Here is a 22941-nt window from a genome sequence, read left to right as displayed (position 1 = left end):
AGGAATGTCGTGATTGGCGTTGGCGTTGGCGTTGGCGTTGGCGTTGGCGTTGGCGTTGGCGTAAATATTTTGCTGTTGCTGTGCGCAGCCTCGCGCTCGCGACGGCCAAAGAAGACCCAGAGGGCGGCCCACAGGGATGCGGGCCGTTTTTCATCGGGACAGGGATGTCCCGTATGAAAAATCCCTGCGGAGGCAACGCTCGTGCGGGCCCTTGATTCAAAACAAAGCATTTTTCTTTGGTTACCTTTGACCGAAGGGAATCCAGACGGACTTTTGTTGCTTTAGACAAAAGAAAGTAACCCGCCGCTTTAGTGGCGGAAGCTTTTAGCGTTTGATCCCGATCTTGCTTGAACGAGACGCCGCAAACCCGTTACAGCGCGGTCGCGGCTTGCGCCGCTCCTACCCTGCGCCAGCACATCGCTTCGATGTGCGATGTCGGCATCTTTAGTTATCCGCGTCCCGTGGTCGCGGCTCACGCCGCTCCTACAGGGAAAGACGACACGCCATAGATCGCGGCTCAACGCCGCCGCGCATGCGCCATCGCCTCATCCAAGGCCGCCGCCAAATCCGCCCGCCGCACCGGCGCATCCAGCAGATACACCTCGACCCCATGCCCCGGCACGATCGCCTCGATCACACCGTCCTCGCCGACCTCGACCGTGCCGCCGCCGAGCGCCGCGCGCCAACGCCCGGCCTGCAGGTAATCGCTAATCCAGAACGTGTTCGGCCCTTCGCTCTTGTTGAGCAACACCAGGGCGATCTGCGCCTGCCCAGCGTGTTGGTAGACACGATAAAACGCGGCGCGCTCTCCCCGCAGCAGCAGATTCAGCTGCAGGCCGCGTTGCAAGGCCGGCGAGGCCTCGCGAACCTTGGCGATGCGCTTGAGCGCGGCATGGATGGGATGCGCCTTGGCGGCGTCGATGCGTTCCTGGCCGAAATAATTGCGGTTGCCGGCATGCTCGGCGCGAGCGCGTTCGAAGCCTATCTCGGAACCGTAATAGATCACCGGGATGCCGCGCGCGGTGAACAACCAGTTGTTCGCGTCGATGAAGCCCTCGTCGCTCGCGCTCAGGCGCGGCATGTCGTGGTTGTCGTAGAAAGTCATCAGCTCGTACGGGTTCGCGTACGGGCCGTCGCGCAGGTACAGGCGCGGGGATAAGCGCTCGTAGCCCGCCTCCTTGACCCCGAACACCTCGGCCAATCCTTCCTTGAGCGGAAAATCGAGCACGCTGATGCCGCCGTTCTCGGCCCAGGTGAAGGGCGCGATATTCTCTGCCTTGTAGTCGAAGGCTTCGCCGAACATGAAGAAGCCCGGACGCTTGGCGCGGATGCGTTCGGCGAACGCTTTCCAGAACGCATGCGGCATGTGCCGGATGGTATCGATGCGGAAGGCGTCCGCGCCCTGGTCGATCCATTGCGAGTAAGCGCCGACGAAGTAGTCGAGCACCTGCGGATTGGTGTCGTCGAGGTTCGATAACTGCACCAGGTCCTTCTGCGCATGAAAGAACCGATGCAGCGGATTGCGCGCCGGGTCGAGTTGCTCCGGCGCCAGGTTCTGGTGATCGGCGACCAGCACGCCGTCGCGGTAAATCTCGCCGTACTTGGGCTGGTCGGCCGGCATGGTGAACGAAGGCGAGCCGTGGTTGGCGACGATGTCGAGCACGGTCTTGAGGCCGTGCCGCTTCAGCCCTTGGGTGAGACCGGCGAAATCGAGCCCGGGGCTCGGCAGATGTTCGTCGAGACGATAGAAATCCACGCCCCAATAACCGTGATAGCCGGTCTTGCCACGATCCTGGAAGGCGCCGCCCCAGGTCACCGCGTCGCCGCCGGTGAAGGCCTGGTCCGGGTTGTCGACGATCGGAGTCAGCCAGACCGCGCCGAAGCCCATGTCGCGGATGTAGCCGGCGTTGTCGAGCAGGCCTTTGAAGTCGCCGCCGAGGTAACCGATGTTGTCGCTCTCGCCGACCGGCATACCGGGCACCGGACGATCGAAGCTGCGCGTGCGCGGGTCCGGCCCGCCCTGTTCGCGCTGGTCGTTGGACGGGTCGCCGTCGACGAAACGATCGGTGACGACGAAGTACACCGCATCGCTGGCCATCGGTTCGAGCGTGCCGTAGTACTCGCGTGCCGGCGCGGTGTCGCGTGCGCCGTGCGCACAACCGGCGAGGACGAGACTGAGCGCAGCGAGCGTCAAGACCCTCATGCCGCCGCTCCGGTGCCGGGTTCGCGCACCCACAGCACGCACAGGCCGGAGACGAACAGGCTGACGCCGCCGATCGCCAGGGCCCAGACCGGTTCGCCGTGGAAGAAGGTCTTCAGCAAAAAACCGAGCAGGCTGGCCGCGACCAATTGCGGGATGACGATGAAGAAATTGAAGATGCCCATGTACACGCCCATCTTGGTCGCCGGCACGCTGTCGGACAGCAGAGCGTAGGGCAGCGACAGGATCGAGGCCCAGGCGAAGCCGACCCCGAGCATCGACAGCAGCAGCCATTGCGGATCGCGGATCAGGGCGATCGAGATCAGGCCCAGCCCACCGAGGCTGACGTTGCACAGATGGCTCCAGCGCAGGCCCCAGCGCCGCACCATCCACGGGATCACCACCGCCGCGAGCGCGGCAAAACCGTTGTAGGCGGCGAACAGTACGCCGACCCAGTTGGCGCCTTCGTTGTAGGCCGCCGAGGTGGTGTCGTTGCTGTGGAAATGCAGTTGGGTCACCGCCGGCGTGGTGTAGATCCACATCGCGAACAGGGCGAACCAGGAGAAGAACTGCACCACCGCCAGGCGCACCATGGTCGAAGGCATCGAGTGCAAATCGTCCATGACCGTGGCGAAGCCGCCGCCGGCACCGATCATGCCGCGCACCATCAACGCCAGGCCGAACGCGCCGATCAGGCCGGCCAGTACGTACAACTGGCGATCGAGCCCGCACATCGAGATGGTCGTGGCGACCAGACCGCCGACCGTCAGCCAGGAGGCGCCGAACAGCGCGCAGCGCACGCGGTCACGGTTCGGCCGCGGCGGTTCGGGCAAAGCGTCGTCGAAGGACTGCAGAGCGTCCGGCGGATACTCGCGGGTGCGCAGCACGGTCCAGCCGACCGACAGCAGCAGCACGGCGCCGCCGAAATAGAAGGCGTAACGCACCGTGTCCGGCACCTCGCCGGGCCCTGCGGTATTGCCCACACCCAGGTGCGCGAGCGCGAACGGCAACACGCTGGCGACCACCGAGCCCACGCCGATGAAGAAGCTCTGCATCGCATAGCCGCTCGGCCGTTGCGAGGTCGGCAACTGGTCGCCGACGAAGGCGCGGAACGGCTCCATCGAAATGTTGATGGAGGCGTCGAGCACCCACAGCAGGCCGGCGGCGATCCACAGGGTCGGCGAGTTGGGCATCGCCAACAGCGCGAGGGTGGCGAGCACCGCACCGATCAGGAAATACGGGCGTCTGCGGCCGAGGCCGGTCCAGGTGCGGTCGGACAGATAGCCGACGATGGGTTGCACGATCAGCCCGGTCAGCGGCGCGGCGATCCACAGCATCGGGATGTCGTCGATCGGCGCGCCCAGGCTCTGGAAGATCCGGCTGACGTTGGCGTTCTGCAGGGCGAAGCCGAACTGGATGCCGAGAAAGCCGAAGCACATGTTCCAGATCTGCCAGAACGACAGCTGCGGCTTGCGGGACGTGGCGCTGCGCTCGGTGCGTTCGGTCATGGGCTCGATACTGGCATGAAGCGCCGCGCGGTGAGGCGACGCGGTGGCGGGAGAAGCAAATCCCCCTCGATCCCCCTTTGTCAAAGGGGGAAGACGAGCGGAGCGGCGCTGTTCGGGCAACGGAGCGCTATGCAAACGACAACGCTCCACCCGAAACCACGTTCCCTTCCCCCCTTTGACAAAGGGGGGTTAGGGGGGATTTGCTCTCGCCCTTGGGATTTTGCTTCCGCTTCCGGTCTCAGAACTGCGACGAGAACCGGATCCCGTACATCCGCGGGGTGTTGAGGTAGCGGATGTTGGTCGCGTTGTTGACGAAGCCCTTGCCCGAATACACCTCGTCGGTGAGATTCGAGACGAAACCGTCGATGCGGAACTGGCTGTCTTCGCCGAAGTTCAGGCCGGCCGAGACGTTGACGGTGGTGAAGCCGCCGACGTCGTCGCGCATCGCCATGCCATTGGCCGGGCCGCCGCCCGCGGCCGGGTTGGAGCCGTTGTTGAACGGCATGTCGGCCAGCGGGATCTCGATGACGTTGCCGGCCGCGTCCAACCCGAAGCCGCGGCTGTTGAACGCGGTCAGGTAGTAGTCGGAGCGGTAGGTCAGGTTGATCGTCCAGTCGAACGAGTTCAGCGCGCCGCGGCCGATGTCGATGGTCTGCGACAGGCTGAGGTTGGCGTTGTACTTGGAGGTGTTCGGCAGGCGGTTGCCATCGAGCGGCACGATCAGGCCCAGGCCGCCGGAACGCGTGTCGAGCACCTTGGAGTCGTCGAAGGTCGCGTCGAGGTAGGTGAAGTTGTAACCCAGGTTGAAGCCGTGCGGCAGGCCGACCCGGCCTTCGAGCTCGAGACCGAGCACGCTGGCGTTGGCGGCGTTGTCGTTGAAGACCTGGCGGCTGGTCGCGTTCGGGTTGGTCGGCGTCGGCGCCGGCACGTCGATCAGGTTCTGCAGCACCTTGTTCTGGTAGTCGTAGTAGAACACCGAGGCGTTGAGGCGCACCGGGGTCTCGCCCCACAGGTAATCGCCCTTGATGCCGGCTTCGTACGAGGTCAGTTCTTCAGGCTCGAAGGTCGGCGCCAGCGCGCTGCCGTCGTTGAGCAGCAGGGGACGGTTGATGCCGCCCGAACGCGTGCCGGTCGACACCGTGCCGTACAGCATCACCTGCGGGTTGAGGTCGTACTCGAAGCCCACGCGCCAGTCGACGTAGCTGTCCTCGTAGACGTCCACGCTCTTGCCGCCGGGGAAGTCGGAACGCACGATCACGTCGATCTGGTCGCGGTTGCGGGTCAGGAACTGAGACCAGTTGTCCTGCGCGCCGAAGTTCTGGATGCCGCCGAGGAAATAGTCGAGCGAATTCGCGCCCGGGCCGCAACGCAGCTCGGCCGGCGACCAACCGGTGCAGATACTCGGGTCGCCGCCGCCGCGGCGGCCGGGAGGCGCCAGTTGGAAGCCGGGCGAACCCAGTACCAGACCAGTGGTGTAGGGATTGGTGGCAGTGTTGATCGGTTGGCCGGTGAACTGCTGGAACAGTGCTTCCGGAATCACGAACTGGTATTTGACGTTGGACTCGCGCGCGGTTTTCTTGTCGCGGGTGTAGCGCACGCCGCCGATCAGGCGCAGCGAATCGGTCGCGGCGAAACTGAAATCGCCATAGACCGCGTTCGACTCGACCTTGGAGTCGTCGCCGCGGTTCTCGCCGCCCAGGCCGTCCTGCCAGCCGCAGACGGTGCCGGGACGCCACCAGTCGCAGTCGCCGAAATAGCCGTTGCCGACGTCCCAGGAGGTGTAGTCGTACTTCTCTTCGTAATTGAACAGACCGGCCGACCAGATCAGCTTGCCGGTGTCGCCGAAGAAGCGCAGCTCGTTGATGGTCGAGCTGGACTTGTCGGACTGGTAGAAGGTGTCGTACCAGGCCAGGCGTTCGGGGTTGTGATAGGCCTCGCGTTCGGACCCCGGATAGACCGGGCCGAGCTGCCATTCGCGCGAGGCGTTGCGGTTGTCGAACTCGTACTTGCGGTAGGAGGTGTTGAACTCCACCGACACCGCATCGTTGAAGGCATAGGTGAAGGTGCCGGCGACGCCTTCGATGTCGTTGCTGGTCTTGCCCTGGGTGCGGAAGTACTGGCGGAACGGGTCGGACAGGTCGTCGATGTCGTAGCCGGCGGCCAGGCCGCGTTCGGCGAACAGGCCCGGATCGCCGGTGCCGCGCTCGCTGACCTTGTCGAGCATGACGTAGGCGGAGAACTTGTCGTTCGGCTCCCACAGCATCGACAGGCGCGCGGCCTGGTTGTCGAGCGCGCCCGGGCCTTCGGCCGGGAACAACGAGCTGGGATACCCGTTCTTGATGTAGGAAGAACGCTCCTCGTCGAACAGCGCCGCGCGCAGGGCGAAGGTGTCGCCGATCGGCAGGTTCAGCACGCCCTCGGCGGTGGTGAAGTCGTGGTTGCCGGCGCCGACCTTGAGGCCGCCGCTGGTCACGCCCAGTTCGGGGCGCTTGGAGATCACGTTGATCGAGCCGCCGGTCGCATTGCGGCCGCGCACCGTGCCCTGCGGGCCCTTGTTGACCTCGATGCGGTCGACGTCGAAGAACATCGGCCCGATCGAGCGCGGACGCGGCAGGTAGATCCCGTTGTAATAGGTGGCCACCGACGGGTCGGAGGAGAAGTCCGAGTCGGCCGCGCCGATGCCGCGCAGGAAGATCTCGTACTTACCTTCCTGGCGGGTGATCTGCAGGCCCGGTACCACCGCCTGCAGGTTGCGGAAATCGGTGTTGATGCCGAGCTTGGTCAGATCCTCGCCGCTGAAGGACTGGATCGTGCCGGCGTATTTCTGGATCGACTGCACGCGGCGGTTGCCGGTGACCTGGACCGCGTCGAGTTCGTGCGCCGCGCTCGTCGGCGCCGCTTCGGCGCTGGCCGCGGCCGGGGCGTCCTGCGCGGTGGGCGCATCCGCCGCCCAGACCGTCCACGAGTTGCACAGGCCGAACGAGGCCAGTGCCACGGTCAACAGGTGGCGTTGTTGGTTCGATGAAGCCCGGTTCGTTCTCGACATGCTCCCCTCCAGTAGCTGTGTGCCGTCCGCGCGCGCACTGCGGCGTGCTGCGGTTGCCTAGGCGACGTACGCCATCGGTCTGAGGCGCATGTTAGGCAAGCGATCGCGCCCGCTGCGGTTTATGCATACGTATTCATGACCGGCAGTCGCATTCATGTCGCACTTCATCGGTCGTTTGGGCATGAATACGTATGCAGGCCGGCGAGCCGCGAACGCGCCCGGCGCTAAGCTGGCGCCCATCGCGGCAGTGCAGCACGAAGACCGCATACGCCATCAGGGGCGCCTCTTGTCAGCCGTCAATCTTCCGACCCCCGCCGCATCGCAGGAACACGCCTGGTGGCGCGGCGCGGTGATCTACCAGATTTACCCCAGAAGCTTCCGCGACCTCGACGGCGACGGCGTCGGCGACCTGCCCGGCATCATCGACAAGCTCGGCTACGTCGCCGACCTCGGCGTCGATGCGATCTGGGTCTCGCCGTTCTTCAAGTCGCCGATGATCGATTTCGGCTACGACATCGCCGACTACCGCGCGGTCGACCCCTTGTTCGGCAACCTCGACGACTTCGACCGCCTGCTCGCCAAGGCGCATGCGCTGGGCCTGCGGGTGATGATCGACCAGGTCCTCAGCCACACCTCCGACCAGCACGAGTGGTTCAAGCGCAGCCGCGAAAGCCGCGACAACGAGTTCGCCGACTGGTACGTATGGGCCGACGCCAGCCCCGACGGCACCGCGCCGAACAACTGGATGTCGCTGTTCGGCGGCGTCGCCTGGCACTGGGAACCGCGCCGCCAGCAGTACTACCTGCACAACTTCCTGGCCTCGCAGCCGGACTTGAACTTCCACAACCCGGCGGTGCGCGCGGCGGTGCTCGACAACGTGCGCTTCTGGCTCGACCGCGGCGTCGACGGCCTGCGCCTGGACGCTATCAACTTCTGTTTCCACGACGCGCAACTGCGCGACAACCCGCCGAAGGCGCGCGAGCTGAGGGTCGGGCGCGGTTTCAGCCCCGACAACCCCTACGCGTTCCAATACCACTATTACAACAACAACCAGCCCGAGAACCTCGACTTCCTGGCCGAGCTGCGCAGCCTGCTCGACCGCTATCCGGGCGCGGTGTCGCTCGGCGAGATTTCCTCGGAAGACTCGCTGGCGACCATGGACGAATACACCCGCGATGGCCGCCTGCACATGGGCTACAGCTTCGAGCTGCTGACCGAGGACTACAGCGTCGCCCATATCCGCGGCACCGCGCAGGCGCTCGAAGAACGCATGCTCGAAGGCTGGCCTTGCTGGGCGATCTCCAACCACGACGTGCAGCGCGTGGTCTCGCGTTGGGGCCACGGCGACAAGCCGGCGCACTTCGCCTCGATGCTCAGCGCGTTGATGTGCTCGCTGCGCGGTTCGGTCTGCGTCTACCAGGGCGAAGAACTGGGCCTGCCCGAAGCCGAGCTGCCGTTCGAGGCGCTGCGCGACCCCTTCAGCATCGCCTTCTGGCCGACCTTCAAGGGCCGCGACGGTTGCCGCACGCCGATGCCGTGGGACGGCACGCCGCAGGCCGGTTTCAGCACCGGCACGCCGTGGCTGCCGATCGCCGAGGGCCATCGCGGCCTCGACGTCGCCCGCCAGCAGCACGACCCGGATTCGTCCTTGAACCGCTTCCGCCGTTTCCTATCGTGGCGCAAGACCCGGCCGGCCCTGCTCGACGGCGCGATCCGCTTTCTCGCCAGCGACGAGCCGGTGATCGCCTTCGTCCGCGGCAGCGGCGCCGATGCGGTGCTGATGGCCTTCAACCTCGGCGGCGGCGAGGCAGAATTGAATCTGTCCGAAGCCGGCACTTGGCACATCGACCACGGCCACGGCCTGCCCTCGGGCGAGCGGACCGGCGATCGCCTGCGCCTGCCGCCCTACGGCGTGTTCGCCGCGCGCGCCACCGGCTGAGCTCGCGGCACACTTCGGTCAGGCGGCATACTCCGGTCTCGCGGCAGGACGTCCGCGACCGGGGGGAACGCCGAATGCAGATCGTTTACCACGCCGCCCATTCGGCGGACGCGCAGCTCGTGCGCGGCTTGTTGGCGGAGGAAGGCATCCGCTCGTTCGTGTTCGGCGGCGCCCTCGAAGGCGGCGCCGGCCTGTTGCCGGTCGGCGGCGCGGTCCGGCTCGAAGTCGCCGACGACGACGCCGAGCGCGCACGCACCATCATCCAGGCGTGGCAGGATACGGCCGTACCGCTCGACGACCAGGACGATGCAGACGAAGTCGATCGCGACTACGGCGACGACGACACGCCGGCGCACGTGGAGGGCGGAAATCTCTATCGCCCCTTGAACCAACGCCTGCCCTCGCGCCACACCGGCGCCGGTCTCGGCGGCATCGTGTTCGCCCTGATCGCCGGCGCCCTCGGCGGCGCCATCGCCACCGGCATCGCCATGCAACCGCACGCCAGCCAGCAGCCGGTCGACTACAACGACGACGGCCGGCCCGACGAGACCCTGGTCTTCGAGGGCGAGCGCCTGCAACGCGTGGATGCCGACCGCAACAGCGACGGCGAGGTCGACCAACGCACCCACTACGACGAGCGCGGGCTGGCGACCGAGATCGAGGAAGACCAGGACTTCGACGGCGTGCGCGAGACCGCCAGCCGCTACGAGAACGGCCAACTCGCCGGCCGCAACGCCGACTACGACGGCGACGGCCAGGTCGACTGGCAGCAAGCCGCCAAGCGCGGCGTGTTGCAGAACGAACAATGGTTCGACAAACGCGGCAACTTGATCAAACACATCGACTACGTCGACAACCGCCCGGTCAGCGGCGAGTTCGACAGCGACGGCGACGGCGTGCGCGACACCGCGCGCGACTACGACCCGCGCGGCGAGATCAGCGCGAGCAGGCCGCTGCCGACGCCATAGCGGCGGCGCGCCATCGCCCGGGCCTCAGCCGCGCCCAGGCTGAGCCGCCCGCACTTCGCGGCGCAATTGCTCGCGCGTCACCGTCGGCACCGGCTGCAAACGCCGCTCCGGCGGCGGCAGGGCCAACGTGTCCAGGCGCTTCTTCGCCCCCTCGTTGCCGAGCGCGGCGGCCTTCCTGAGCACCACCTGGGCCTCGGCGATGCGGCCCTGCCCCACGTAGATCTCGCCGAGCCCGCTCAACGCGGTCGCGCGGGTCTTGGGATTGCTGGCCGGCGTGTCCTTGACCGCCTGGGTCAAGGTCTCCTGCGCGCTGTCGAGCTTGCCTTCCGACAGTTGCTTCCAGCCGCACAGAGTCGCATCGCCACCGGCGCAGGCGTCCTCGCCCCCGGCCTTGGCCGCGGCGATCTCGTCGGCCAACTCCGGCGCTTGATTGGCGAGCGCGGCGCTGCCGACCGCGTTCTGCAGGTCGCGGTTGTTCTGCTGCAAGTCCTCGACCTTCTTGATGATCGAATCGACCGAGATGTTGATGCTGCTGTTGTTGTCGGCGACCTCGATGGCCGCGTTCGGCGGGAAAGCCTGGCCGCGGTAGATGATTTCCGGGTCGGGCAGGTCGATCGCCGAAAAGCGCGGCGAGAACGTCAGGTAGACGTTCGGCACCACGCGCTCGCCGCTGCGCCAGCTCTTGAGGGTGTCGAAGCCGATCATCGCCACCACCACCGCCGCGCCGATGCCCAGGTACCAGCGCACGTTCTTGTTCTGCTCGGCGTTGCGGGTCTTGAGCAGCGCATAGGCGCCGTAGGCGAAGAACAGCAGCGCCGTGCCATAGGCGCCCGCAGCCAGGATGGTCTGGGGGTCGGTGATCGTGTCCATCTCGTTCCTTGAGCCGAAGATCGCCCTCCGCGCAGGTCGCGCGGAAGCCCTTCTACCCAGGGAGTAACGCAGTCGGCGCGGGCGGAGCGGCCAGCGGCTTCTGAAACAGAATCGGCTGGCCGACGGCGCGGCCGGCTCAGGCGGCCGGCGGCGGGACCAGTTCGAGCCAGCGCGAGACCACCGCGCAGGCCTCTTCGACGCCTTGCTTGGACTCGCCGGAGAAGGTCTGCACGCTGACCGTGTCGCCGAAGGCCGAGCTCAGTTCCTTGCGCACCATCATCAGCTGCTGCTGTTGCTGGCCGCGACCGAACTTGTCGGCCTTGGTCAGCAACGCATGCGCCGGCAGGCCGCGTTCGACCGCGTAACCGAGCATCTGCCGGTCGTAGTCCTTGAGCGGATGACGGATGTCCATCACCACGACCAGCCCGCGCAGGGCCTCGCGGGTGCCGAAGTAGCGGTCCAGGAAGGCCTGCCAGTGGGTCTGCAGGTTCTGCGGGACCTTGGCGTAGCCGTAGCCGGGCAGGTCGACCAGGAAGCGGTCGGGCTCCGGGGCGGGCTCGGGGCCGCGGTACAGGGGGCTGACGTCGAAAAACACCAGCTGCTGGGTCCGGCCCGGGGTCTTGGACACCCGCGCCAGGGCGTTCTGCTGGCACATGGCGTTGAGGGCGCTGGACTTGCCGGCATTGGAGCGGCCGGCGAAGGCGACCTCGAAGCCGCCGTCGGGCGGGAGCTGCTTTACGTTGTGCGCCGACAGCAGGTAACGGGCACGGGCGAGGGGATTGTTCATGCCATTAGGATCGCACGCCCCACCCTCCGGCGTGCCGCAGACTGAATCCGCGTTGACCCGGTCGGGGCCGGCGAAGATAATTCCGAGGTTCCGGTGGCGGCAGCTTGCGCACAGTCCGGTCCCCAGTACGCCCCTTTCAGCCTGCCACCCAGCAAGCCAGTAGTTCGGAGCCCAGCTACATGAGCCAAGCCCGCGTTCTAGGCCTCGTCGGCCTCGCCGCTCTCGCGGCCGCCGCCGTTGCGTACGCCCAAGCCACGGTCACGCCGATTCCCGACAAGGAGCCGGTCCAGACCGCGCCGCTGAACGCCGCGGCGAAGGCCTCCTGGGGCGACGTCAAGGCCGGCGCGACCAAGGCCGGCACCTGCGCGGCCTGCCACGGCCTCGACGGCAACCCGACCGATCCGCAGTACCCGCGCCTGGCCGGCCAGAGCGAGCGCTACATCGCCCACCAGATCGCCCTGTTCAAGAGCGGCGAGCGCAATACCGGCATGGCCGCGGCGATGAAGCCCTTCGCCGACGCCCTCAGCGACCAGGACGCCCGCGACCTGGGCGCCTACTTCGCCACCCAGAAATCCGGCGCCGGCGTCGCCGACGACACCCTGATCGCCTCGGGCGTCAACAAGGGCAAGAAGTTCTTCGAAGTCGGCGAGCAACTGTTCCGCAACGGCGACAAGGCTCGCGGCATCCCGGCCTGCATGGCTTGCCACGGCCCCAGCGGCGCCGGCAACCCCGGCCCGGCCTACCCGCACATCGCCGGCCAGCAGGCCGCCTACTCGCAGCGTCGCCTGGAGGAATACCGCGCCGGCACGACCACGCAGAAGGACCCGCACCTGTTCAACATCATGGCGACGGTCGCCAAGCAGCTCAGCGACGAGGAAATCGGTTCGCTGTCGAGCTACCTGCAGGGCCTGCACGAACGCGCCGACGACGTCGCCGCCGCCGATGCGCCGGCTCCCGCAGTGGCCGCACCGGCCGCCAGCGCACCGGCAGCACCCGCCCCGGCCGCTCCGGCCCCGGCAGCGACGCCCGCCGCGGCTCCAGCCGCTCCGGCGGCCGCACCGGCCCAGCCCACCCAGGGCTGAGCCTCGCGCCAACGCGATGCAGACGAACGCCGGCCTGGAGACAGGCCGGCGTTTTTCGTTGCGGCGCCTGATCAGCCGGCCTGATCAGCGGGCCTGATCAGCGGGCCCGATCAGGCGGCCTGGTCGGACGACCTGCCCAGGCAGGCCCGCGCATAAGGTGACCGCAGTCACCGCTTGTCGCGGTAGTGGAACTTCTGGCGCACACCGGGGTCGTACCGATACTCCTGTTGAAGACGCCGGCCGCTATCCTTGGTGCCGGCGTTTTTTATGCCCGGCCGGCCGTCGCCGGAGGGCGCAAGCTTTACGCCCGTTCATTCCGCCACCGACGAGACTTTCCGATGAATCCACGCCTGGCCTCCCTGTTCCTGCTCGCAGTGCTTCCGTTCGCCGCGTTCGCCGCGCCCAAGGCGGCCGCACCCGCGGGCCCGGCGCCGGAAGCCGGCGTCGATTACGTCGAGATCGAAGGCGGCAAGCCCTTCGCCGCGGTCAAGGGCAAGGTCGAAGTCGTCGAAGTGTTCGGCTACACCTGCCCGCACTGCGCGCATTTCGAGCCGCAGGTCGCCGCCTGGCGCGCCAAGCAGCCGGCCGACGTCAACTTCGTGCCGTTGGCCGCGCCGTTCGGCGGCTACTGGAACCCGTATGCGCAGGCCTTCTACACCGCGCAATCGATGAAGCTGCTCGGCAAGACCCACGAGGCCATGTTCAGCGCCTTGCACGAGCAGCACCGCCTGCCGATCCAGAACGCCTCGACCGACGAAATCGCCGGTTTCTACGCCCAGCACGGCGCCAACCGTCAGGCCTTCGCGACGGCCATGGCCGGCCCGGCGACCGCCAAGGCGATGGAGCGCGCCAAGGCCTTCATCATGGCCGCCGGCGTCGACGGCACGCCGTCGCTGGTGGTCGCCGGCAAGTACCGCGTGACCACCCAGAAAGGCTTCGACGACATGCTGCGCGTCGCCGATCACCTGGTCGCGCGCGAACGCGCGGGCAAGCGCTGATCGCTAATACGGCGGGGGTGCTGGGGTCGCGACTCGCCACGGCGACTCGCCCCTTCCGCATCCCGGCCGAACCCTGCACTCCCCCTTCCCTGCCGCGGCCGTTATCCTGAACGCCGCTCCTGTCGGCATCGCGACGAGCGCTTCAGCCCGGCGCCGATGCCCACACTTCCTTTGAACGTATTGCGGAGATTTCCCTGATGAATTCGCGTATGGCTTCGTTGTCCCGCTATCCGCTCGTGCTGAGCGCCCTGTTCGCGCTCGCCGCCTGCACCAAGACCGAAACCGCGGCCCCGGCCGACAGCGCCGCCCCGGCGACCACCGACGCTGCGACCGCAGCCCCGGCCGACGGCGCACCGGCCGCCCCCGCAGCGCCGGAAGCGCCGGCGATCCAGCCCGCCGCCGTGGCCACGCCGCCGGCCGGCCCGGCCCCGGTGGTCGGCGCCGACTACGACGAAATCCCGGCCGGCCAGCCCTACGAGCCGGTTGCCGGCAAGATCGAAGTCGCCGAGATCTTCAGCTACACCTGCCCGCACTGCGCGCAGTTCGAACCGCAGGTGCTCGACTGGCGCGCCAAGCAGACCGCCGACGTCAAGTTCACCCCGATCGCCGGCCCGTTCGGCGCCAACCCGGTTCCGTTCGCGAAGGCCTTCTACACCGCGCAGACCCTCGGCCTGCTCGAGAAGTCGCACGAGGCGATGTTCCGCGCCGTCCACATCGACCAGTCGCTCTCCTACCAGAGCGTCACCGACGAACAGTTCGGCCAGTTCTACGCCAAGTTCGGCGCCAAGCCGCAGGACTTCATCGGCACCATGAACAGCTTCGCGATCAACGCCAAGCTCAAGCGCGCCGAACAGTTCATGCAGCGCTCGGGCGTCAGCTCCAGCCCCTCGCTGGTGGTCAACGGCAAGTACCTGGTCAAAGGCAAGAGCTTCGAGGACATGCTGCGCATCACCGACCACCTGGTCGCACGCGAGCGCGCCGCCACCCAGGGCGCGGCACCCGCTGCCGCCCCGGCCGAAGCACCGGCTGGCTCGACCGCACCGGCCGCAACGCCGGCACCGGCAGCCGCCGCCCCGGCTCCGGCGAGCAAGGGCTGATCGGGCTGCGCGCCCGACGCTCCCCCGCATGAATACACGCCGGCTGCGCCTGCTCAGCGCGAACATCCAGGCCGGCTCCAGCACGCGTCGCTACAGCGATTACGCGACGCGCAGCTGGTCGCACGTGCTGCCCGCCGGCAACAAGCGCGGCAGCCTCGACACCATCGCCCAGTTGGCCGGCGAACACGACATCGTCGGGCTCAACGAAAGCGACCCGGGCAGTCTGCGCTCGGGCTTCACCAACCAGACCCACTACCTCGCCCAACGCGCCGGCTTCGAGTACTGGAGCCACCAGCCCAACCGCCGCGTCGGCAGCGTCGCCTCCAGTGCGAACGGCCTGTTGAGCAAGCTGGAACCGCGCGAGGTCGTCGACCATCCCTTGCCCGGGCGCATCTCCGGCCGTGGCGTACTGATCGCCCACTACGGGGACGACGACGACGGCCTGACCGTGGCCGTGGCGCATCTCTCGCTTGGCGCGACCTCGCGCGCCTCGCAGCTGGCCTTCATCGCCGAACTGCTGCACGACCACCCGCACGCCGTGCTGATGGGCGACTTCAACTGCTCGGCCGACCGACCCGAGATGCAGGCCCTGTTCCGCAACACCCGCCTGCAACCGCCATCGAGCGCCCTGCCGACCTTCCCGAGCTGGCGCCCGCAGCGCGCGATCGACCACATCCTGCTCGGCGACGGCCTCGGCTTCGCCGGCGCCCGCGCCGTGCCCGCCGCCCTGTCCGATCATCTGGCGCTGTCGCTGGAGCTCGACGTCCCCCACAGCGCGCTGCGCTCCGAATAGCGTCGCTATTGCGCGAAGGCCGCGATGCCGCTCTTCTGTAGGAGCGGCGCGAGCCGCGACCGCGGGACGCTCCGAGAAGTAGTGCCGATGCCGTCCATCGAAGCGGCGTGCCGTCGCAAGGGTAGGAGCGGCGCGAGCCGCGACCGTGCTGCTTCGGTCTCGCGGCGCATCGCTCAAGCAAAATCCAGATCCAGATCCAGATCCAGATCAAACGCCTAAAGCTTCCGCCACTAAAGCGGCGGGTTACTTTCTTTTGTCTAAAGCAACAAAAGTCCGTCTGGATTCCCTTCGGTCAAAGGTAACCAAAGAAGTTGCTTTTCTTTGAATCACATGCCAGCACGAGCGATGCATCCGCAGGGATTTTTCATACGGGACATCCCTGTCCCGATGAAAAAAGGCGCGCATCCTTGCGCGCCGCCCTCCGGGTCTTCCTTTGCCTTCGCTAGTGCAAGACGGCGCACAGCAACGGCAACAGCAACAGCAACAGCAACCTCAGTTTGCTGCAACGCTCCCCGGGTAGGAGCGGCGTCCTACTGGATTTCCTTCGGTCACAATCCGCGACCGCGTAATCGCACGCCACGGCGGCTCTTACGTGATCGCCTCGATACGACAATAGAAGCAACGAAGCGGATGGATTCATGGTCAAGTGCGGACCGCGACGCAAACTGCAGCCGCGCGGTCGCGGCTCGCGCCGCTCCTACCCCTAGAGCATCGCAACGACAACTCACGTTGTCGTTGTCGTTGTCGTTGTCGTTGTCGTAAAGATTCTGCTGTTGCTGTTGCTGTGCGCAGCTTCGCGCTAGCGAAGGCAACTGAAGACCCGAAGGGCGGCCCGCACGGATGCGGGCCGTTTTTCATCGGAACAGGGATGTCCCGTATGAAAAAGCCCCGCGTATGCACCGCTCGTGCGGGCCCTTGATTCAAAGAAAAGCATTTTTCTTTGGTTACTTTCTTTTGTTGCTTATGACAAAAGAAAGTAACCCGCCGCTTTAGTGGCGGAAGCTTTAGGCGTTTGATCCTGATCTTGCTTGAGCGATTCGCAGCGAGGCCGAAGCAGCGCGGTCGCGGCTTGCGCCGCTCCTACCCCTGCGACGGCACGCCACTTCGATGAGCGATATCGGCATTGGTGTTCCTGCGCGTCCCGCGGTCGCGGCTCACGCCGCTCCTACAGGAAGAGCGGGGGCACGAAGCAACACAACTCATCGGGGCCCAAAACGAAACGGCCGGTGCAAGCACCGGCCGTTCGTCTTTCGAGCCTTGCCCCGCCAGCGACCGGCTCACGCCGGTCGCTGTTCGTCGATCAGAAACGCAGATCGGCGCGCAGGTAGAAGAAACGACCGCCCGGGATGTCGTAGGTCGAGGCGTCGTAACCGTTGAGCGAGCACGACAGGCACACCGGCGGATCCTTGTCGGCGACGTTGTTGACGCCACCGGTGATCTGCAGGCCCTTCAGCCAGTCGATGTGATAACCCACCTGCAGGTCGTGGTAGGTGATCGCATCGAGCTTGTTGTCGCCGGTGACCGGGTTATCGCAGTACGGCGAGTCCAGCGCCGAGGCCTGGCAGATTTCGGTCATGTCGGAGATGTGGCGGATCGTCCACGACGCGGTCCAGGCGTTGCGCTTCCACGACAGGCTTGCGTTCGAGGTCCACTCCGGGATCGCGCTGTCGTTGACTTCCACGCCCGGACGGCGCGGCTGCACCTGGCCGGCCGCACCGACGGCGTCGTACTGGGTCACAAAGGTGTTCTGCCAGCTGACCTTGAACTGGCCGAGCGAGGTCTCCGGCAGGGTCCAGAAGAAGTCCACGTCCCAGCCGGAGGTCTTGATCGAACCCAGGTTGGTCAGCTTGTTCTCGAAGGAGTTGATGCCGCCGACGCTGGAACGGGTGATGCCGCCGCAGTAGGTCGGGTCGAGCGTCTGCACGCACAGGTTGAGCTGGGTCTGGGCGTCGATCGCCTGCACCGCGCCTTCCAGCGAGTGGCGGTAGAAGGTCACTTCGAAGTCGAACTTGTCCGACCACGGCACGCCCGCGGCCCAGGCCGGGCTGTAGACGAAGCCGGCGGTGAAGCTGCGCGCGGTTTCCGGCTCGAGGTCCGGGTTGCCGCCGGTCTGCACCGAGATCTGGCTGTTGGCCTGGGTCGCGCCGGCCGGCACGCCGAGGGCGGCGCAGTTGGCGCGGTTGCCGGTCGCCGGCGAGCCGGTGATCGAGATCAGGCAGGGGTCGCTGAGCTGCAGGTCGGCGCGGCTGGCCGAGCCGAACAACTCGCCGATCGACGGCGCGCGGAAACCTTCTGCGTAGGTGGTGCGCAGCAGGAATTCATCGGCGACCTGCCAACGCAGGCCGTACTTCGGGGTGAACTGGCCGCCGAAGGTCGAATAATCCGAATAGCGCCCGGCCAGGCTCAGGTCGAGGCTCTTGCCGAAGCTGCCTTCCTTGATCAGCGGCAGGTTGAGTTCGACATAGGCTTCGTTGACGTCGTACTCGCCCTGGGTCGGCAACGACTGGGTACCGTTGTAGAAACCGGCCACGGTGATCGCATCGGGCGAATAGAAGCCTTCGTACTTGCGGTATTCGTAACCGGCGGCGAACGACAGCGGGCCGGCCCAGGCTTCGAACAGGTCGCCCGACAGGTTGGCGGTGAAGGTCTGCAGCTTCTGCTCGCTGCGGTCGCGCACGATCGGGCTGATCCACTGCAGCATCGCCGGGGTGATCGTGCCCGGGCCGCCGAACAGGTTCAGCGGCACGCAGCCCGGGGTCGCGGCGCACACGGCCGGGTCGCCCACGGCGATGTTGATGTTGCGGATGTTGTAGCTGCCGCGGTTGGTCTGTTCGGCTTCGTTCTTGTTGCTGGCGAAGTTGACGTCCCAGAAGAAGGTGCGGTCGCCGGCGTCGAAGCTGCCTTCCACGCCCGCGGCGATGTACTTGGTGTCGACTTCCTGCTCGAAGATGCGCGGGCCGCCCTCGACCGGACGACGGCCGATCAGGACCAGGTTCGGGTTGGCGCCTTCGGTGGTGAGGTCGAAGCCGAACGGGTTATATGGGTTGAGGCGCGAGACGGTGATGTGCTCGGACCAGGGGTTGCCGGTGCCGGCGTCCAGGCCCAGGAACAGCGGTTCCGGCGCGGCCTGGTTGACCGACTCGCGACGGTTGTACAGCGCCTTGACGTAGGCCTGCACGTTATCGTTGAAGTGGTAGCGGAACTGGCCGAACACGCCGGTGCGCTTGGACGGCGTCAGCAGCATGTTCTGTTCGGCGAAGTTGTAGCGGTTGGCGCCGGTGAAACGGATGAAGTCCTGCGGGTAGCGCACGCCGTTCGGGAAGCTGCTGCCGTTGGGCGTGGTGATGTTGCAGAACGGGATCGACGGCGTGCTCGGATCGTCGTCGGTATCGGTCAGCGGGCACGCGGTGCTGGCGGTCGCCGGGGTGATGATGAAGCGGCCGTTCGGCGTCGCCGAGCTGCCGGTTTCCACGCCCAGGCCCGGCACCGGCACGCGCGAGAGTTCGCGGTCGCGCGAGAACACCGGGTCCTGATCGACGTAGCTCAAGCCCAGGAACAGGTTGGCGCGGTCGGTGTTGTAGCCCCAGGCCGCGTCGAAGCCCTTGAGCTCGCCGTCGCCTTCGCCGTACTGGCCGTAGTTGAGGGTGATCTGGCCGCCATCGAAATTACGGCGGGTGATGATGTTGACCACGCCGGCGATCGCGTCGGAGCCGTACAGCGACGAGGCGCCGTCCTCGAGCACTTCGATGCGCTCGACGATGGCCAGCGGGATGGTGTTGAGGTCGGTCGCCGCGCCCACGCCGGAAGCCGAGGATTCGTTGACCCAGCGCATGCCGTCGACGAGGACGAGGACGCGCTTGGGCCCGAGGTGACGCAGGTCGACCTGGGCCGAACCGGCGCCGACGCCGTCGCCGTTGGGCGAGAAGCCGAAGTTGCCGGAGGAGTTGAACTTGGTGTTGAGCGCCGAACCGGCGCCGGTGAGCTCCTGCACCACGTCGCCGATCGAGGTCAGACCGGTGCGTTCGATGTCGTCGCGGGTAAGGGTCTGGACCGGGACCTGGCTTTCGATCTCGGCCTTCTTGATGCGAGTGCCGGTGACCTGGACGGTGTCCAGCGTGGTGGCGTCTCGGGCAGGCGCTGCTTCCTGGGCGGCTGCGAGCCCCGGCAGGGCGACCAGCAGGGACAACTGAATGGCTTTCGCCAAGGCATGACGACGCGACACTTTCATCGACTCTCTCTCCCTCAAGAATGTGGCTGTAGCTCTGATGGCTATTGGCACGCCGTCCATCCATGTCGGACGGCACCGGGAGGTTGTAAACAATTCGTGAATCCGCCACAAGGCGCAAATAGGGACTACTTGCCAACTCGGTCCCATTTCTGATCGGGATCGGCTGCGGGCTGAGACGTACGTCGCCTATGGGCGAACGACCGACGCCTGTTCAGTTAATACCCGGCGACGGCCGCAGCTCGGGCCGGCCAGGCGCGCAAACGCGACCGCGGTCGCGCTTCAGCCGCCGAGCAACAGGCTGACCGCGACCAGGATCAGGAAGGCTGCGAACACCCGCTTGAGGGTGTCGCCGTGCAGCTTGTGAGCGAGCCGGGTGCCGTAGGGTGCGGCGAACACCGAGGCGATGGCGACGCCGATCGCCGCCGGCAGGTAGACGTAGCCGATGGCGTGCTCGGGCAAGGCCCCGGCCGGCGCGTTGAGGGCGTAGCCGACCGCACTGGCCAGGCCGATCGCCACGCCGCAGGCCGAGGAGGTGCCGACCGCGCGCACCGGGGCGACGCCGCGCCAGACCAGCAAGGGCACGGTCATGCTGCCGCCGCCGATGCCGACCACCGCCGACACCGCGCCGATGCCGACGCCCGCGGCCGACAGCGGCAGGCCCTGCGGCGGCGGCGCGCCGTCGGCGAGCGGCGCCCCGTTCTTGCCGAACAGCAACTGCGCGGCGGCGATCAGGCAGTAGCCGGCGACGATCAAACGCAGCCAATCGCCGTCGACGCGCACGGCGACGAAACTGCCGAGCCAACCGCCAAGCAGCAGCCCCGGCACCATCCAGCGCACGGTCGGCCACATCACGCTGCCGCGCTTGGCATGCGCGCGGGCCGAGGCGGTCGCGGTCAACACGATGCTGGCCAGCGAACTGGCCAGCGCGGTGTGCATGGCCGCTTCCTGCGGAATGCCCATCAGCGGCGCCAGCCAGGCGAGTGCGGCGACCAGCACCAGGCCGCCGCCGATGCCGAGCAAGCCGGCGAGCACGCCGGCCACGGCGCCCAATGCGAGAAAGACCAACCAGGCTGTCACCGTCGAATGCTCCGCAAGATCAGGGTCGAGCCTACATGGTCGCAGTGCCGCGCCGCGAACGCCTGCCACGATGCGCCCGTTCGCAGGCACGGCCGCGAGACCAACGTGTGACAACGATCCACCGCACGAGCCCGATCGCACCGAACCTTCGCATCGCCTCCACGATCCTGAAGCAACAACGGCGCGGCAGTAACGGCGCGAATGCGCAGGCCAGTCTTCGAGCGAGCGCCGGGAAAGCTGCGACGCGCTTCGCAAGCAGCGCATCGACAGCGAATGTTCACATAAGGCATTCATGCGTGCTGGGCTATAGTCCGACGATGCTGCCACGCCCCTACACTCTCGTCATCGCTGCGCTCGCCGCGGCCCTCGCCACCACCGCTTGCGCCCAGACCACGGCGTCGGCGCCGACCCAGGCCGCGGTCAAGCCGGCGCCGGTCGTGAACGCCTTGCCGGCGCCCGCGGTCGACCCGCTGCTGCCGCGCCTGCGCGCGGCGATCGAAGCGGCCGAACGCGGCCAGTTCGACAGCGGCCAATACGCCGATCTCGCGCGGCACCCGCTGTACGCTTGGATCGAATACGCCAACCTGCGCCGCGGCATCGACACGGTCAACAACGGCCAGGCCCAGGATTTCCTCGCCCGTCGCGGCAAGGAAGCCTCCGGCGAAGCCTTCCGCGAAATCTGGCTGGCGGCGACCGCGCGTCGCGAAGACTGGCCGAGTTTCCTCGCCGCGTGGACGCCGAAGAGCGCCACCGGCAAGGAACGCAGCGTCAGCCTGCGCTGCGCCGAATTGAACGCGCGCCAGGCCCTGGGCCGCACCGACGAGAGCTGGACGCGCGAAGCGCAGGCGATCTGGCGCAGCAGCGGCAAATCCCTGCCCGACAGTTGCGACGGCCCGTTCGCGGTGCTCGCGGCCCAGGGCGCGCTGTCGCCGGAGTTGCGCTGGGAGCGCATCGAGGCCGCGGCCGCCGAATGGCAGCCGGCGGTGATGCGTTCGGCCGCGCGCGGATTGCCGGCGGATCAACTCGCACAAGCGAACGACTACGCCGCCTTCCTCGACAGCGTCAACGAACGCGCACTGTCGTGGCCGAAGACCGAACGCAGCCGCAAGATCGCTTCCTACGGCCTGGCCAAGCTCGCCAAGGCTCAGCCGGCCAGCGCCGAGCAGCAATTGCCCAAGTACGCCAACGCGCTCGGCTTCAGCGACGCCGACCGCGGCCGCGTGCTGTACCAGACCGCGCTGTGGTCGGTGGCGTCCTATGAAGCCGAATCGGCGCGCCGCCTCAACGCCGTGCCCGAGGTCGCCTACGACGAACGCCTGCACGAGTGGCGCGCGCGCGAAGCGATGGCCCGTTCGGACTGGGCCGGCGCACTCGCCGCGATCAAGAAGATGGGCGCCAAGCAACGCGGCGATTCGCGCTGGCAGTATTTCGAGGCCCGCCTCAGCGAACGCGCCGGCGACAAGGCCGGCGCCGACCGCATCTACCGGGAAGCGGCGAAGAAGACCGATTTCCACGGCTTCATGGCCGCCGACCGGCTCGGCGCGCCGTATGCGCTGTGCCCGGTGCAACCGACCGACAGCGCCGCGGCCAAGGCCGCGATCGCGCGCGACCCGGCCCTGTTGCGGGCGATGGGTTTGTTCCAGATCGAACGCACCGGTTGGGCGGTGCGCGAATGGGACGATGCGCTGAGCCGCTTCGACGACACCCAGCGCCGCATCGCCATCGAAGTGGCGCAGAGCTACAACTGGTTCGACCGCGCGGTGTTCTCGCTCAACAAGACCCCGCAGGAGCAGCGCCTGTACTACCTGCGCTTCCCGCTGCACCACGGCGACACGATCCGCCGCGAGTCGGCCAAGAACGGCATCGACCCGGCCTGGGTCGCCGCCGAAATCCGCGCCGAGAGCATCTTCAACCCGACCGCGCGCTCGGGCGCCAACGCGATGGGCCTGATGCAGGTGCTGCCCGGCACCGGCGCTGCGGTCGCCAAGAGCCTGGGCCTGCCCTGGGGCGGCGCCGCCAGCCTGTACGACTCCGACACCAACATCATCCTCGGCACCGCCTACCTGCGTCAGTTGCTCGACAAGTACGGCGGCCAACCCTACTTCGCGATGGCCGGCTACAACGCCGGCCCGGCGCCGCTGGCGCGCTGGCAGTCGCAGCGCCCGGGCATGGAGCCCGAGTTCTGGATCGAGACCATCAGCTACAAAGAGACCCGCGAATACGTCGCGCGCGTGCTCGCCTTCAGCGTGATCTACGACTGGCGCCTCAACGGCGACGCCCACAACGTCAGCGACCGCATGCGCGGCATCGCCACCGGCAAGCGCAAGTCCTTCGCCTGCCCGGCGGCG

12 protein-coding genes and 3 pseudogenes are annotated in these 22941 nt (G+C 67.2%); 7 read left to right on the top strand and 8 right to left on the bottom strand.

The features are described from left to right. Nucleotides 1–517: 517 nt before the first annotated feature. The 4 genes and pseudogenes from ACTJJK_RS06390 to ACTJJK_RS06375 all read right to left on the bottom strand — a co-directional run bounded on the left by ACTJJK_RS06390 (nucleotide 518) and on the right by ACTJJK_RS06375 (nucleotide 6754). Complete coding sequence (locus tag ACTJJK_RS06390; RefSeq protein ID WP_031373959.1) at nucleotides 518–2203, bottom strand: alpha-amylase family glycosyl hydrolase; 1686 nt, start codon at nucleotides 2201–2203, stop codon at nucleotides 518–520. Further along, nucleotides 2200–2817 (bottom strand): annotated as a pseudogene (locus ACTJJK_RS06385) (MFS transporter); the annotation flags it as partial. The gene ACTJJK_RS06390 and the pseudogene ACTJJK_RS06385, both read right to left, overlap by 4 nt. Before the next feature lie 84 nt (nucleotides 2818–2901). Further along, nucleotides 2902–3639: pseudogene (locus ACTJJK_RS06380) on the bottom strand (MFS transporter); the annotation flags it as partial. A 307-nt stretch (nucleotides 3640–3946) separates the two neighbouring features. Beyond that, nucleotides 3947–6754 (bottom strand): TonB-dependent receptor, encoded by a 2808-nt coding sequence (locus ACTJJK_RS06375; protein WP_440729787.1) that lies wholly within the window; start codon nucleotides 6752–6754, stop codon nucleotides 3947–3949. A 286-nt stretch (nucleotides 6755–7040) separates the two neighbouring features. Here ACTJJK_RS06375 and ACTJJK_RS06370 point away from each other — a divergent pair, with 286 nt between their 5' ends. Both ACTJJK_RS06370 and ACTJJK_RS06365 read left to right on the top strand, forming a co-directional pair. After that, the gene (locus tag ACTJJK_RS06370; protein WP_440729786.1) at nucleotides 7041–8693 is read left to right on the top strand and encodes an alpha-glucosidase; all 1653 of its coding nucleotides are present in this window, start codon (nucleotides 7041–7043) and stop codon (nucleotides 8691–8693) included. A 74-nt stretch (nucleotides 8694–8767) separates the two neighbouring features. After that, nucleotides 8768–9661, top strand: a complete 894-nt coding sequence (locus tag ACTJJK_RS06365) for a putative signal transducing protein (protein ID WP_152566398.1) — start codon at nucleotides 8768–8770, stop codon at nucleotides 9659–9661. Nucleotides 9662–9685: 24 nt separating this feature from the next. Here ACTJJK_RS06365 and ACTJJK_RS06360 read toward each other — a convergent pair whose 3' ends face one another. Together ACTJJK_RS06360 and yihA are read right to left on the bottom strand one after the other, a co-directional pair. Beyond that, a complete protein-coding gene (locus ACTJJK_RS06360) occupies nucleotides 9686–10531 on the bottom strand; it encodes a tetratricopeptide repeat protein (RefSeq protein WP_031373954.1) in 846 nt (281 codons plus the stop codon). A 136-nt stretch (nucleotides 10532–10667) separates the two neighbouring features. Beyond that, a complete protein-coding gene (yihA, locus tag ACTJJK_RS06355; RefSeq protein ID WP_440729785.1) occupies nucleotides 10668–11318 on the bottom strand; it encodes a ribosome biogenesis GTP-binding protein YihA/YsxC in 651 nt (216 codons plus the stop codon). Between the two features lie 179 nt (nucleotides 11319–11497). On the opposite strand from yihA, the gene ACTJJK_RS06350 reads away from it, so the two are divergent. The 4 genes from ACTJJK_RS06350 to ACTJJK_RS06335 all read left to right on the top strand — a co-directional run bounded on the left by ACTJJK_RS06350 (nucleotide 11498) and on the right by ACTJJK_RS06335 (nucleotide 15288). After that, nucleotides 11498–12400 (top strand): c-type cytochrome, encoded by a 903-nt coding sequence (locus ACTJJK_RS06350; protein ID WP_440729784.1) that lies wholly within the window; start codon nucleotides 11498–11500, stop codon nucleotides 12398–12400. 338 nt (nucleotides 12401–12738) lie between these two features. Then, nucleotides 12739–13398, top strand: a complete 660-nt coding sequence (locus ACTJJK_RS06345; RefSeq protein WP_440729783.1) for a thiol:disulfide interchange protein DsbA/DsbL — start codon at nucleotides 12739–12741, stop codon at nucleotides 13396–13398. A 209-nt stretch (nucleotides 13399–13607) separates the two neighbouring features. Continuing rightward, entirely contained in the window at nucleotides 13608–14495 is an 888-nt protein-coding gene (locus ACTJJK_RS06340; protein WP_223621469.1) for a thiol:disulfide interchange protein DsbA/DsbL, read from the top strand. A 28-nt stretch (nucleotides 14496–14523) separates the two neighbouring features. Then, complete coding sequence (locus ACTJJK_RS06335; RefSeq protein WP_036149715.1) at nucleotides 14524–15288, top strand: endonuclease/exonuclease/phosphatase family protein; 765 nt, start codon at nucleotides 14524–14526, stop codon at nucleotides 15286–15288. A 1300-nt stretch (nucleotides 15289–16588) separates the two neighbouring features. On the opposite strand, the gene ACTJJK_RS06330 is transcribed toward ACTJJK_RS06335, so the two are convergent. Beyond that, complete coding sequence (locus ACTJJK_RS06330; RefSeq protein WP_223621471.1) at nucleotides 16589–19516, bottom strand: TonB-dependent receptor; 2928 nt, start codon at nucleotides 19514–19516, stop codon at nucleotides 16589–16591. A gap of 279 nt (nucleotides 19517–19795) precedes the next feature. Next, nucleotides 19796–20593, bottom strand: a complete 798-nt coding sequence (locus ACTJJK_RS06325; protein ID WP_223621472.1) for a sulfite exporter TauE/SafE family protein — start codon at nucleotides 20591–20593, stop codon at nucleotides 19796–19798. A gap of 317 nt (nucleotides 20594–20910) precedes the next feature. Between ACTJJK_RS06325 and ACTJJK_RS06320 the strand changes: the two are divergent. Next, nucleotides 20911–22941: pseudogene (locus ACTJJK_RS06320) on the top strand (transglycosylase SLT domain-containing protein); the annotation flags it as partial.

The sequence above is a fragment of the Lysobacter sp. 22409 genome (assembly GCF_052045105.1).
Taxonomy (GTDB): Bacteria; Pseudomonadota; Gammaproteobacteria; order Xanthomonadales; family Xanthomonadaceae; genus Lysobacter; species Lysobacter antibioticus_B.
This window is presented reverse-complemented; position numbering and strand designations above follow the sequence as displayed.

Coding starts and splice junctions, on each gene's coding strand:
- ACTJJK_RS06390 (WP_031373959.1), bottom strand. CDS start 2,203: ATGAGGGTCTTGACGCTCGCTGCGCTCAGTCTCGTCCTCGCCGGTTGT.
- ACTJJK_RS06375 (WP_440729787.1), bottom strand. CDS start 6,754: ATGTCGAGAACGAACCGGGCTTCATCGAACCAACAACGCCACCTGTTG.
- ACTJJK_RS06365 (WP_152566398.1), top strand. CDS start 8,768: ATGCAGATCGTTTACCACGCCGCCCATTCGGCGGACGCGCAGCTCGTG.
- ACTJJK_RS06360 (WP_031373954.1), bottom strand. CDS start 10,531: ATGGACACGATCACCGACCCCCAGACCATCCTGGCTGCGGGCGCCTAT.
- yihA (WP_440729785.1), bottom strand. CDS start 11,318: ATGAACAATCCCCTCGCCCGTGCCCGTTACCTGCTGTCGGCGCACAAC.
- ACTJJK_RS06350 (WP_440729784.1), top strand. CDS start 11,498: ATGAGCCAAGCCCGCGTTCTAGGCCTCGTCGGCCTCGCCGCTCTCGCG.
- ACTJJK_RS06345 (WP_440729783.1), top strand. CDS start 12,739: ATGAATCCACGCCTGGCCTCCCTGTTCCTGCTCGCAGTGCTTCCGTTC.
- ACTJJK_RS06340 (WP_223621469.1), top strand. CDS start 13,608: ATGGCTTCGTTGTCCCGCTATCCGCTCGTGCTGAGCGCCCTGTTCGCG.
- ACTJJK_RS06335 (WP_036149715.1), top strand. CDS start 14,524: ATGAATACACGCCGGCTGCGCCTGCTCAGCGCGAACATCCAGGCCGGC.
- ACTJJK_RS06330 (WP_223621471.1), bottom strand. CDS start 19,516: ATGAAAGTGTCGCGTCGTCATGCCTTGGCGAAAGCCATTCAGTTGTCC.